We start from the raw sequence: 13,316 nt of genomic DNA on the forward strand, positions 1-13,316 counted from the left end.
CCAACTGAGCTACGTAGCCATCTTTTTTTCGCGTTACCTTATCGGCGTTGCGGGGCGCATTATGCGTATAGACCCTTGCAGCGTCAACACCTTTTTCAATGAAAATAGCCGGAATGTGACTGTTTGGTTAGGTTGCGAACAGCGAGGCCGAATATTCGACAATTATTGGTTATTAATCGATTTTATGCGGGGAAAAGAGAGGAAAAAAAAACAGGCCCCGGAGGGCCTGATGATACTCTGAACATTATTTATAGGCAGACTGGTGAACGCCCACTGCGCGTCCTGACGGATCGTTCATGGCTTTGAAGGATTCATCCCATTCAATGGCTTTAGCAGAAGAGCAGGCGACCGATGGACCACCCGGTACGCACTCGGCTGCACTTGGAACCGGGAACAGCTCCTCAAAGATCTCACGGTACAAATACGCTTCTTTCGAGGCTGGCGTGTTGTACGGGAAGCGGAAGCTCGCAGTTTCCAGTTGTTGATCAGAAACCTGTTTTGCCGCCACCTCTTTCAGGGTGTCGATCCAGCTGTAACCTACGCCATCGGAGAACTGCTCTTTCTGACGCCACGCCACGCTCGCCGGCAGGTAGGATTCAAAACATTCACGCAGGATATGTTTCTCCATTTTGCCGTTGCCGCACATTTTGTCCTGCGGGTTGATGCGCATCGCCACATCGAGGAATTTCTTATCGAGGAACGGCACGCGGGCTTCCACACCCCAGGCGGACATCGCTTTGTTGGCGCGCGCGCAGTCAAACATGTGCAGCGCCTGTAGCTTACGCACCGTTTCTTCATGCAGCTCTTTGGCGTTTGGCGCTTTGTGGAAATAGAGATAACCGCCAAACACTTCGTCAGAACCTTCGCCGGAGAGCACCATCTTGATGCCCATCGCTTTGATCTTCCGCGACATCAAATACATCGGCGTGGAGGCGCGAATGGTGGTCACATCATAGGTTTCAATGTGATAGATCACATCGCGGATCGCATCCAGACCTTCCTGTACGGTGAAGTGAATTTCATGGTGCACCGTGCCGAGATGGTTCGCCACTTCCTGGGCGGCTTTCAGGTCAGGTGCCCCTTCCAGACCCACGGCAAAGGAGTGCAGCTGCGGCCACCAGGCTTCAGAGCGCTCCTGATCTTCCACGCGACGTGCGGCGAATTTCTTGGTAATCGCGGAGATCACGGAGGAGTCCAGACCGCCGGAGAGCAGTACGCCATAAGGTACGTCTGACATCAGGTGGCTTTTCACTGACTCTTCCAGGGCCTGACGCAGTTCGGCTTTATCCGTCACGTTGTCTTTCACCGCTTCATAATCAAACCAGTCGCGCTGGTAGTACGGACGGATCTCGCCGTCTTTACTCCACAGGTAGCTACCTGCCGGGAACTCTTTGATGGTGCGGCACACCGGTACCAGGGCTTTCATCTCTGAGGCAACGTAGAAGTTACCGTGTTCATCGTGTCCCATGTACAGCGGGATAATACCAATATGGTCGCGGCCAATCAGGTAAGCGTCTTTTTCGCTGTCGTACAGCGCGAAGGCGAACATACCTTGCAGGTCGTCGAGGAACTCCGGGCCTTTCTCCTGATACAGCGCCAGGATCACTTCGCAGTCTGAGCCGGTCTGAAACGCGTAGCGATCGCCGTACTCAGCGCGCAGCGCCTGATGGTTGTAAATTTCACCGTTAACAGCCAGCGCGTGCGTTTTTTTCTCGTTATACAGCGGCTGTGCGCCAGCGTTGACATCAACAATGGAAAGACGTTCGTGAGCCAGAATCGCTTTATCGCTGGCGTAAACGCCTGACCAGTCCGGACCGCGATGGCGCATCAGGCGGGACAATTCGAGTGCTTTTTTACGCAGTTCGCCCGCGTCAGTTTTAATATCCAGTACGCCAAAAATAGAACACATAACCTTCTCCGTTAACCCTGTTGCGTTGTGATGTTGCTTGCTTATGAAAATGCCGCAAAAAGGGGAGGGGGCGCAAGCGTTTTACCGATGAAAACGTAAAAAGTGCAATGGCAATTGCCGAATCTTAAAAAAAGAGTATGCATTAAGCCATTCTATTGATGATTTATCAATGAAGAGCTGATTTCGTTAGATGAAGTGATATTTTCAGGCAGCAGAAATGAAAAACCACGCCCTGAGGCGTGGTTCTGAATCAAATAACGTCGATTTCGTCGACAGAGGGGTAAATCCAGCTTGGCCGGAACGGCATCGTATCAATGTCATCAAGCTGTGAAACGCCAGAAAGCACCAGGATGGTTTCAAGCCCGGCCTGGAAGCCGGCCAAAATATCGGTGCGCAGGTTGTCGCCAACAATGACGGTTTCTTCTGAGTGTGCCTGCATCGTATTCAGTGCAGCGCGGATGATCCACGGGCTCGGTTTGCCGACAACAAACGGCTTACGGCCTGAGATTTTTTCGATACCGGCGCACAGCGCACCGCAGGCGGGATAAAAACCACGACCATGCGTATCCGGGTTAGTGGCGATAAAACGTGCACCATTGGCGACAAAGTAGGCTGCTTTATGCATCATCTCCCAATTAAAGGAGCGCGTTTCGCCCACGATGACAAAGTCCGGATTCACGTCGGTGATGGTGAAGCCCGCTTTATACAGCTCGTGGATCAGCGCGCCTTCGCCAACCACGTAGGCTTTTTTGCCTTCCTGACGCTTCAGGAAATCCGCGGTCGCCATCGCAGAGGTATAAAACACGCTGTCCGGGACGTTGACACCCGCGGTAGCAAAGCGATTTGCCAGATCCTGACCAGTCTGTGAAGGGTAGTTCGTGAGAAGAACCAGTGGCATTCCTTTGTCGATGATGCGGTGAAGAAACTCCGCAGCACCTGGCACGGCAACGTTGTCGTGCATTAGCACGCCGTCGATATCACAAATTACATTCTTAATGGTCATGGACAATCCGACATCAAAAAAAGAAGGCGTTACTATAAGGTCCGATCAGGATTCCAGCAAATGTTGCAGCAGGATCCCGTTGAGCATGGCACGTTTTACCAGGGCGAATGCGCCAATTGCCGAGCGGTGATCGAGCGTAGATCGCACCACCGGCAAATTCTGGCGAAATGCCTTCAGCGCCTGGGTATTGATGCAGCCTTCAATGGCAGGCAGTAATACTTTTTCGGCTTCAACGATCTCGCCGGCAATCACCACTTTTTGCGGATTAAACAGGTTGATGGCAATGGCGATGGTCTTACCCAGGTGGCGTCCTACCTGTTCGATCACTTCGCAGGCCAGCGCATCGCCTTTGTTTGCCGCTTTGCAGATGGCACCGATCTTACAGTCGCCCAGCGTGACGCGGCTCTGATAACCCTGCTCCAGCAGGTGGCGGACGCGATGTTCAATGGCGGCATTGGCGGCAACGGTTTCAAGACAGCCAAAGTTACCGCAGTGGCAGCGCTCGCCAAGCGGTTCCACCTGGATATGACCGATCTCGCCTACGTTACCGTTACGACCAATAAAAATGCGGCCATTCGAGATGATACCCGCACCTGTACCACGGTGAACGCGCACCAGAATAGAGTCTTCGCAGTCCTGGCTCGCACCAAAGTAGTGCTCCGCCAGCGCCAGCGAGCGGATATCGTGACCAACAAAGCAGGTCAGCTTGAAGCGCTTTTCCAGCGCCTCAACCAGCCCCCAGTTCTCTACCTTAATGTGCGGCATGTAGCGAATAACGCCGCTTTCCGGGTCAACCAGACCGGGTAAAATCACCGAGATGGCGATGAGTTCACGGATCTTGCGCTGACAGCTTTCGATAAACTGCGCGATGGTATTCAGTAACGCGTGTTCGAGCGTCTCCTGTGTGCGCTCAGGAAGGGGGTAGTGCTCTTCGGCAATGGCCTTGCTGCTCAGATCGTAGAGCGTAAGCGTGGTGTCATGACGGCCTAAGCGAACGCCAATGGCCTGAAAATTGCGGGTTTCAGTGACGATGGAAATCGCGCGGCGGCCGCCGGTGGAGGCCTGCTGATCCACTTCTTTGATCAGGCCGCGCTCAATAAGCTGACGTGTAATTTTTGTCACGCTGGCGGGAGCAAGCTGGCTTTGTTCGGCTATCTGAATGCGTGAGATTGGCCCGTGCTGGTCAATCAGGCGATAAACTGCCGCGCTGTTAAGTTGTTTAACGAGATCGACATTACCGATTTGAGCTTGTCCGCCTGGTGTCATACTTTTGCTTACTCAGTGACGACCTCGTTACCATTAACGATGGTCTTAATAATTTTATAATCGTGTGTGAACGCCGTCAGGTTTGCAACCATACCTGGCGCAATACCGCCGAGCTGTTTATCGATGCCAATAGCGCGCGCCGGATAAAGCGTGGCCATGCGCAGCACTTCCTCAAGCGCAATGCCGCAATGTTCAACGAGGTTACGTACCCCTTCGATCATCGTCAGAGAAGAACCGCTCAGCGTGCCGTTCTCATCCACACACAGTCCATTCCGGTAGTATATTGTTTTACCAGCAAAAATGAACTGGTCAATATTCGCTCCTGCCGGAGCGGTAGCATCCGTGACCAGGCAGAGCTTGTCGCCTTTAAGGCGCTTGGCGTTGCGGATGTTGGTGTAATCGACATGCAAACCATCGGCGATAATGCCGCAGTAGACGTCTGGTTCATCCAGAATTGCGCCAACCAGTCCCGGTTCGCGACCGGTAATATACGGCATCGCGTTATAAAGGTGTGTGGCAAATGTAATACCTGCGCGGAAACCGGCCTTCGCCTCTTTAAGCGTCGCGTTCGAATGGCCCGCAGATACCACAATCCCGGCGGCGGCCAGTTTGCTGATAACGTCCGTGCCGGTCATTTCCGGTGCCAGCGTCACTTTAGTGATCACATCGGCATTGGCGCACATGTAATCCACCAGCTCGGCATCCGGTTTGCGCACGTAGTTCGGGTTATGGGTGCCTTTCTTGACCATATTCAGCCATGGTCCTTCCAGGTGCAGACCCAGCGCCTGATTCGGATGTTTTGCCAGGTATTCACGCATGACGCGGATACCCTGTTTCATCAGGTCATCGCTGCTGGTAATCAGCGTTGGCAGATAGCTGGTGCAGCCCGATTTCTCGTTGGCGTTTTGCATGATTTCCAGCGTTTCAACCGTTACCGCCTCTGCGGTATCGTTAAACTGGACACCGCCGCAGCCGTTAAGCTGTACGTCGATGAAACCGGGGGAGATTACTGCTCCATTGAGGGAACGCTGTTCGATCTCCGGCGGCAGTTCCGCCAGCGGGCAAACACGTTCAATCAGGCCATTGGCGATTACAATCGCATGGTCATCCAGAATTTCATGGCCGGTATAAATCCGACCGTGGGTTAAAGCGTACATATCGACCCCCGGTTAAAAAAGCGACCGCCCCTGATAAAAGAGGCGGTTATTCAATTACAGACCTTTAATGTTCTCAGCTTCCAGCTCGTTGAAGTATTTCAGCGTTTTCACTTTCAGCTCCATGGTGGACGGTTCGTCACACACGACAACCGCTTTTGGATGCAACTGTAAGCAGCTGATCGTCCACATATGGTTCACGTTGCCTTCAACGGCAGCCTGAAGCGCTTGCGCTTTCACTGCGCCCAGCACCAGAATCATCACTTCTTCGGCATCCAGCAGCGTACCCACACCCACGGTCAGCGCGTATTTAGGCACCTGATTGACGTCGCCGTCAAAGAAGCGGGAGTTAGCCACACGCGTGTCATGGGTCAACGTTTTAATACGGGTACGGGAAGCCAGTGAAGATGCCGGTTCGTTGAACGCGATATGACCATCGTTGCCTACGCCGCCCATAAACAGGTGGATTTTACCGTAAGAACGGATTTTTTCTTCATACTGACGGCATTCTGCGTCAATATCAGGCGCGTTTCCATTCAGCAGGTTAATGTTTTCAGCCGGAATATCAACGTGATCGAAGAAATTACGGTGCATAAAGCTGTGGTAACTTTCCGGATGTTCCTTTGGCAGGCCGACATATTCGTCCATGTTGAAGGTCACAACATGTTTAAAGCTAACCTGGCCCGCTTTGTGCATTTCAACCAAAGCCTTATACGCGGTCAGGGGAGTACCACCGGTTGGAAGACCGAGTACGAAAGGACGATCGGCTGTTGGTTTGAACGCGTTGATGCGGTTAACGATATGACGAGCAGCCCATTTTCCGACTTGTTCAGCTGTTGCCAGGGGAATCAGTCTCATTATTCACCTCTAAAGTTTAAGTAAAAGTGGGCGGATGATTAGTGCAACCTGAACTAAGCGTAACCTGGAACCTTTCAGGCCGGATCAATCCGTCTTGATTTTTTGAATGATAAAATAAGTTTTCGTGGTTAGCCAGTGAAAGGGAGGGTTTAATACGATATTTGGTGACAATAATCACAAAAAATAGGTGTTTAATTTGCGATACGAATTAATTTTTCACACACTCACACTGCCAGTGAATCATCAACAGTATCTATCGTTCGTGACACAATAAAAACATAGTTTATGCGCGAGTCTTAACAAAGGGTCTCGTAGGGGGAATAGGATGAATATTTTAGGTTTTTTCCAGCGCCTCGGTAGGGCTTTGCAGCTCCCTATCGCCGTGCTACCGGTTGCAGCATTGCTGCTGCGATTCGGGCAACCCGATCTTCTTAATGTGCCGTTTATTGCCCAGGCAGGCGGCGCCATTTTTGACAACCTTGCGCTGATTTTCGCCATCGGCGTGGCGTCAAGCTGGTCAAAAGACAGCGCCGGTGCTGCGGCACTGGCAGGGGCGGTAGGTTACTTCATCCTCACGAAAGCGATGGTAACCATCAACCCGGAAATCAACATGGGTGTACTGGCGGGTATCATTACCGGTCTGGTCGGTGGCGCCGTGTACAACCGCTGGGCGGGTATCAAACTGCCTGACTTCCTGAGCTTCTTCGGCGGTAAACGTTTTGTGCCGATTGCGACGGGCTTTTTCTGTCTGATCCTCGCCGCCATCTTTGGCTACGTTTGGCCACCGGTTCAGCATGCTATCCATGCGGGTGGCGAGTGGATCGTATCTGCGGGCGCAATGGGCGCGGGCATCTTCGGTTTCATTAACCGTCTGCTGATCCCCACCGGTCTGCATCAGGTACTGAACACCATCGCCTGGTTCCAGATTGGTGAGTTCACCAACGCGGCTGGCGCGGTATTCCACGGTGATATCAACCGCTTCTACGCAGGTGACGGCACCGCGGGCATGTTCATGTCCGGCTTCTTCCCAATCATGATGTTTGGTCTGCCTGGCGCCGCGCTGGCAATGTACCTGGCTGCGCCGAAAGCGCGTCGCCCAATGGTTGGCGGGATGCTGCTGTCCGTTGCGATCACCGCCTTCCTGACCGGCGTGACCGAGCCACTGGAATTCCTGTTCATGTTCCTGGCTCCGCTGCTGTATCTGATGCACGCGATCCTGACCGGTATCAGCCTGTTCGTTGCCACCCTTCTGGGTATCCATGCAGGCTTCTCCTTCTCCGCAGGCGCTATCGACTATGTGTTGATGTACAACCTGCCGGCGGCAAGCAGCAACGTCTGGATGCTGGTGGTGATGGGCCTGATCTTCTTCGTTATCTACTTCGTTCTGTTCAGCGCGGTTATTCGTATGTTTAACCTGAAGACGCCGGGCCGCGAAGATACGAAAGATGATGTTGTGACCAGTGAAGCCAACAGCAATACCGAAGAGGGTTTAACCCAGCTGGCAACCAGCTATATTGCCGCTGTGGGTGGCACTGACAACCTGAAAGCGATCGATGCCTGTATTACCCGTCTGCGTCTGACCGTGGGCGACTCCGCGCGCGTGAGCGATGCAATGTGCAAACGCCTTGGTGCGTCTGGTGTGGTGAAGCTGAACAAACAAACCATCCAGGTTATCGTGGGTGCGAAAGCCGAATCTATCGGCGATGAAATGAAAAAAGTGGTTGCCCGTGGGCCGGTCGCTGCCGCCTCAACGGATAACGCGCCAGTAGCTGACGCGCCGGTTGCAAAACCGCAGGCTGTGCCAAATGCGGTGACCATCGCTGCGCTGGTTTCTCCGGTGACAGGTGACGTTGTTGCGCTTGAGCAGGTGCCTGACGAAGCGTTCGCCAGCAAAGCGGTCGGTGATGGCGTGGCGGTGAAACCAACGGACAAAACCGTGGTCTCTCCGGCAGCCGGTACTATCGTGAAAATCTTCAACACCAACCACGCGTTCTGCCTGGAAACGGAAAAAGGCGCGGAGATCGTTGTCCATATGGGTATCGATACCGTTGCGCTGAACGGTCAGGGCTTTACTCGCCTGGTGGAAGAGGGCGCTGAAGTGGCGGCAGGCCAGCCGATTCTGGAAATGGATCTGGAGTTCCTGAACGCCAACGCGCGCTCCATGATAAGCCCGGTAGTGTGCAGCAACATCGACGACTTCAGCGGTCTGGTGATCCAGGCGCAGGGGCAGGTAGTTGCAGGCCAAACGCCACTGTATGAGATTAAAGGCAAGTAATCGCTCCTGAGTAGAGTTATGCCTTTAGCGGCGGGGGATATCCTCCGCCGCTTTTTTTTGCAGCAATTGCCCCCATTATTTTCTTCCGGGACGTTTTAAGGGTTGTCACTACGTCCGGCTTATAAGATCATATGCCGTTATACGTTGTTTACGCTTTGAGGAATCCACGATGAGTGAGGCAGAAGCCCGCCCGAGTAACTTTATTCGTCAGATCATCGATGAAGATCTGGCCAGTGGTAAGCACACCACAGTCCACACGCGTTTCCCGCCGGAGCCAAATGGCTACCTGCACATTGGTCACGCCAAATCGATCTGCCTGAACTTTGGTATTGCGCAAGACTACCAGGGGCAGTGCAACCTGCGTTTCGATGACACCAACCCAGTAAAAGAAGACATCGAATACGTTGAGTCGATTAAAAACGACGTGCAATGGCTGGGCTTCAACTGGTCTGGCGATATCTGCTACTCCTCAGACTATTTCGATCAGCTGTATGCCTATGCGGTTGAACTGATTAACAAGGGTCTGGCATACGTCGACGAGCTCTCTGCTGACGAAATCCGTGAATACCGTGGTACGCTGACTCAGCCTGGTAAGAACAGTCCGTTCCGCGATCGTAGCGTGGAAGAGAACCTGGCGCTGTTTGAAAAAATGCGTGCCGGTGGCTTTGAAGAAGGTAAAGCGTGTCTGCGTGCCAAAATCGATATGGCGTCTCCGTTCATCGTGATGCGCGATCCGGTGCTGTACCGCATTAAGTTCGCAGAACACCACCAGACCGGTAACAAGTGGTGCATCTACCCGATGTACGACTTCACCCACTGCATCAGCGATGCGCTGGAAGGCATTACGCACTCTCTGTGCACGCTGGAATTCCAGGACAACCGTCGTCTGTACGACTGGGTGCTGGATAACATCACCATTCCTGTGCATCCGCGTCAGTACGAGTTCTCTCGTCTGAACCTGGAATACACCGTGATGTCCAAGCGTAAGCTGAACCTGCTGGTCACTGACAAGCACGTTGAAGGCTGGGACGACCCACGTATGCCGACCATTTCTGGCCTGCGTCGTCGTGGCTACACCTCTGCGTCCATTCGTGAGTTCTGCAAACGTATTGGCGTCACCAAGCAGGACAACACCATCGAAATGGCGTCTCTGGAATCCTGCATTCGTGAAGACCTGAACGAAAACGCGCCGCGCGCGATGGCGGTGATCGATCCAGTGAAACTGGTTATCGAAAACTATCCGCAGGGCGGGAGCGAACTGGTCTCTATGCCTAATCATCCGAACAAACCGGAAATGGGCACCCGCGACGTGCCGTTCAGCGGTGAAATCTGGATCGATCGTGCCGACTTCCGCGAAGAAGCGAACAAGCAGTACAAGCGTCTGGTGCTGGGCAAAGAAGTACGTCTGCGTAACGCCTATGTAATCAAAGCCGAGCGCGTAGAGAAAGATGCGGAAGGTAACATCACGACCATCTTCTGTACGTACGACGCAGAGACGCTGAGCAAAGATCCGGCGGATGGCCGTAAAGTGAAAGGCGTAATCCACTGGGTGAGCGCGCAGCATGCGCTGCCGGTTGAGATCCGTCTCTACGACCGTCTGTTCAGCGTGCCTAACCCAGGCGCAGCGGAAGACTTCCTGGCGGTTATTAACCCTGAGTCTCTGATTATCAAGCAGGGGTATGCCGAGCCGTCTCTGAAAGCCGCTGAAGCCGGTAAAGCGTTCCAGTTCGAACGTGAGGGTTATTTCTGCCTGGACAGCCGTTACAGCACGGCAGAAAAACCGGTATTTAACCGTACCGTGGGTCTGCGTGATACCTGGACTAAGATCGGCGAATAATAACGCTGCTCTGGTCAATGAGAAACAAACGCCGCGTAATGCGGCGTTTTTTTATTTAACGATCATGTCGTTAAGCATCGGGATAATCTTTTAAAGCCAACATTCCAGGTCAATGTGGTGCTACTTATTTTATTTAAAAAAAGTTCGTTGTTTTTCAAAAACAAAAACGCTGAAAAATATATTCTCAATCTCAATGTTACTTACTGAAAATTAGCGTATTCCCCCGCCAGTACTCGCTTCACGGTAAATGTTACAAAGCACTACGAAATATGTGCTCTTCGTCATAATCCTGACTTTTGCCTGATTAAAAGCATTGATAATTCGCGTCGCGAAAAATAACCTAAAGACGGTAGTTAATTCGAGGGTATTTCTGACTACCCCTGACCATTTGGTCTTTTCTGTTTTTCGCCGTTTAAGGCGTTTTAATTCGTCAAAGAGGAATAATCTATGCGTACGTTCAGTGGCAAACGTAGTGCGCTGGCGCTGGCTATCGCCGGTGTGACAGCAATGTCGGGCCTGGTGGTTGCGCCAGAGGCAAAAGCAGCAGGTTTCATTGAAGATTCCACCCTTACGGGCGGTATTTATTACTGGCAACGTGAGCGTGACCGTAAAGACGTCACTGAAGATAAATACAAAACTAACCTTTCTCACTCGACCTGGAACGCCAACCTGGATTTCCAGTCGGGATATGCCGCCGATATGTTCGGGATCGATATTGCAGCGTTCACCGCAATTGAAATGGCCGAAAATGGCGACAGCGGCCATCCGAACGAAATTGCGTTTTCCTCCAGCAATAAAGCTTACGACGAAGACTGGTCCGGCGATAAAAGCGGAATCAGCCTGTATAAAGCGGCTGCAAAATTCAAATATGGCCCGGTCTGGGCGCGTGGTGGTTATATCCAGCCAACCGGTCAGACGCTGTTAGCGCCGCACTGGAGCTTTATGCCAGGTACCTATCAGGGCGCGGAAGCCGGTGCTAATTTTGACTACGGCGATGCGGGGGCGTTGAGCTTCTCCTATATGTGGACCAACAGGTACAAAGCGCCGTGGCACATTGAGATGGACAAGTTTTATCAAAACGATAAAAAAACCAAAGTTGATTATCTCCACTCGCTGGGGGCGAAGTACGACTTCAAAAACGATCTGGTGCTGGAAGCGGCTTTTGGTCAGGCTGAAGGCTATATCGATCAGTACTTTGCTAAAGCCAGCTACAAATTTGATATCGCAGGTAGCCCGCTGAGCACCAGCTATCAGTTCTACGGTACGCGCGACAAGGTCAGCGATGGCAGCGTAAATGATATTTATGACGGCACCGCGTGGTTACAGGCGCTGACCTTCGGCTACAAGGTGGGTCAGGTTGATTTGCGTCTGGAGGGTACATGGGTTAAGGCAGAAGGGCAGCAGGGCTACTTCCTGCAACGTATGACGCCAACCTACGCCTCTTCCAACGGTCGTCTGGATATCTGGTGGGATAACCGCTCTGACTTCAACGCCGACGGCGAAAAGGCGGTCTTCCTCGGCGCAATGTATGACCTGAAGAACTGGAACCTGCCTGGCTGGGCAGTGGGTGCGTCCTACGCGTACGCCTGGGACGCGAAGCCAGCGGATATGGCTACGCCAGACGCCTACTACGATCCGAACTACCGTCTGAAAGAGTCTTCATACAGTCTGGATGCGATTTACACCCTGCAGGAGGGGCGTGCGAAAGGCACGATGTTCAAACTGCACTTCACGCAGTATGACAACCACTCCGATATCCCGAGCTACGCGGGCGGTTACGGCAACATCTTCCAGGATGAGCGCGATGTGAAATTCATGGTCATTGCGCCATTTACCATCTTCTGATGAATGCTGCGGCGGGCTGTGTCCCGCCGTTATGGAGACTGAACATGATGAAAAAAAGGGTAATCGTTGCGCTGCTGGCATTCGGGCTGGTGGCGTGCGCGCAGGATCAGGCGCCGAAAGAAGACTCCCGTCTGAAAGAGGCGTATAGCGCTTGCATCAATACCGCACAAGGTTCACCTGAGAAGATTGAAGCCTGTCAAAGCGTGCTGAACGAGCTAAAAAAAGACAAAGCCCATGAGCAATTCGCCACGCAGGAAAACGTTCGCGTGATGGATTACCAGGCCTGTATTCAGGCGCGTAAAACCGGTAACGATCAGGAAGTGGCGAAGCGTTGCGATAAGATTTGGGACGAGATTCGCAATAACAATAAATAAGTTGCTTTACGCCCGGTGGCGCTGCGCTTACCGGGCTTTTTCCAGGCAAAAAAAAGCCAACCTCACGGCTGGCTCAGAGTATGAACACTGACTTATTTTGCGTCGTGCGCATGTTCATTTTCGCGGCAATCCCCTTCAGCACAGTGACCGTACAGGTACAGGCTGTGGTTGGTCAGGCGGATGCCATGACGGGCGGCGATTTCACGCTGGCGTGATTCAATGGAATCATCGCTAAATTCAATGACCTTGCCACAGTCGAGGCAGATCAGGTGATCGTGGTGGTGTTGCTGAGTCAGCTCGAACACGGATTTACCGCCTTCGAAATTATGACGAGTAACAATGCCCGCGTCATCAAACTGGTTCAGCACACGATAGACGGTTGCCAGCCCAATCTCTTCACCCATATCGATAAGACGCTTATAAAGGTCTTCCGCACTGACATGGTGATTGTCTGGCCCCTGAAGCACTTCAAGGATTTTTAACCGAGGAAGCGTTACTTTCAGGCCAGCTTTCTTTAATGCGGTATTGTTGTCAGTCATGCGGAATCTGTCCTGTTGCTAAACGATTCACTTCAAAAGAAGAAGTGACAGAAAATGCACTTGGGATAATGCGTCTCATTATAGAACTGCCATGGCTAAATGAAAACTGCAAGTCTCAAGCAAAGTATGCTTATAAAAACGCGGTATCACCAACAAACTTGTTCGATGGCACCCACTTTTTACCAGGGGGATATTGTACAGGTCTGGACGAAAAAGTTAAAAGTTTGTAGCAATTAATTTAATCGGTTTTACCTGG

Annotated in this window: 11 protein-coding genes; 5 read left to right on the top strand and 6 right to left on the bottom strand. The window is 52.3% G+C overall.

The features are described 5' to 3' along the window. The coding region (locus INF86_RS22440) for a hypothetical protein (protein ID WP_227414781.1) at positions 1 to 241 on the top strand (241 nt) is incomplete at its 5' end. A gap of 3 nt (positions 242 to 244) precedes the next feature. Here the strand turns inward: INF86_RS22440 and asnB are convergent. The 5 genes from asnB to nagB all read right to left on the bottom strand — a co-directional run bounded on the left by asnB (position 245) and on the right by nagB (position 6,190). Beyond that, on the bottom strand, positions 245 to 1,909 hold the full coding sequence (gene asnB / locus INF86_RS11000; RefSeq protein ID WP_015571128.1) for an asparagine synthase B: 1,665 nt from the start codon (positions 1,907 to 1,909) through the stop codon (positions 245 to 247). A gap of 250 nt (positions 1,910 to 2,159) precedes the next feature. After that, on the bottom strand, positions 2,160 to 2,912 hold the full coding sequence (nagD, locus tag INF86_RS11005) for a ribonucleotide monophosphatase NagD (RefSeq protein ID WP_003858667.1): 753 nt from the start codon (positions 2,910 to 2,912) through the stop codon (positions 2,160 to 2,162). A gap of 45 nt (positions 2,913 to 2,957) precedes the next feature. Then, a complete protein-coding gene (locus INF86_RS11010; protein WP_022647442.1) occupies positions 2,958 to 4,178 on the bottom strand; it encodes an N-acetylglucosamine repressor in 1,221 nt (406 codons plus the stop codon). 8 nt (positions 4,179 to 4,186) lie between these two features. After that, the gene (nagA, locus tag INF86_RS11015; RefSeq protein WP_045308847.1) at positions 4,187 to 5,335 is read right to left on the bottom strand and encodes an N-acetylglucosamine-6-phosphate deacetylase; all 1,149 of its coding nucleotides are present in this window, start codon (positions 5,333 to 5,335) and stop codon (positions 4,187 to 4,189) included. Between the two features lie 54 nt (positions 5,336 to 5,389). Then, a complete protein-coding gene (nagB, locus tag INF86_RS11020; RefSeq protein ID WP_003858663.1) occupies positions 5,390 to 6,190 on the bottom strand; it encodes a glucosamine-6-phosphate deaminase in 801 nt (266 codons plus the stop codon). A gap of 325 nt (positions 6,191 to 6,515) precedes the next feature. Here nagB and nagE point away from each other — a divergent pair, with 325 nt between their 5' ends. The 4 genes from nagE (at position 6,516) to chiQ (ending at position 12,521) form a co-directional block, all read left to right on the top strand. Beyond that, positions 6,516 to 8,465: a PTS N-acetyl glucosamine transporter subunit IIABC gene (gene nagE, locus INF86_RS11025; RefSeq protein WP_022647444.1), complete on the top strand. Its 1,950-nt coding sequence runs from the start codon at positions 6,516 to 6,518 to the stop codon at positions 8,463 to 8,465. A gap of 169 nt (positions 8,466 to 8,634) precedes the next feature. After that, positions 8,635 to 10,302: a glutamine--tRNA ligase gene (gene glnS, locus INF86_RS11030; RefSeq protein WP_015571127.1), complete on the top strand. Its 1,668-nt coding sequence runs from the start codon at positions 8,635 to 8,637 to the stop codon at positions 10,300 to 10,302. A 447-nt stretch (positions 10,303 to 10,749) separates the two neighbouring features. After that, positions 10,750 to 12,147 (top strand): chitoporin, encoded by a 1,398-nt coding sequence (gene chiP, locus INF86_RS11035; RefSeq protein ID WP_193543539.1) that lies wholly within the window; start codon positions 10,750 to 10,752, stop codon positions 12,145 to 12,147. A gap of 47 nt (positions 12,148 to 12,194) precedes the next feature. Continuing rightward, a complete protein-coding gene (gene chiQ, locus INF86_RS11040) occupies positions 12,195 to 12,521 on the top strand; it encodes a ChiQ/YbfN family lipoprotein (RefSeq protein WP_023299602.1) in 327 nt (108 codons plus the stop codon). Positions 12,522 to 12,613: 92 nt separating this feature from the next. Here chiQ and fur read toward each other — a convergent pair whose 3' ends face one another. Further along, positions 12,614 to 13,060: a ferric iron uptake transcriptional regulator gene (fur, locus tag INF86_RS11045; RefSeq protein WP_003858655.1), complete on the bottom strand. Its 447-nt coding sequence runs from the start codon at positions 13,058 to 13,060 to the stop codon at positions 12,614 to 12,616. Between the last annotated feature and the right edge of the window lie 256 nt (positions 13,061 to 13,316).

Origin of the sequence: Enterobacter cloacae complex sp. I1M (assembly GCF_014982425.1) — a bacterium.
In the GTDB taxonomy this organism is placed as follows: Bacteria; Pseudomonadota; Gammaproteobacteria; order Enterobacterales; family Enterobacteriaceae; genus Enterobacter; species Enterobacter intestinihominis.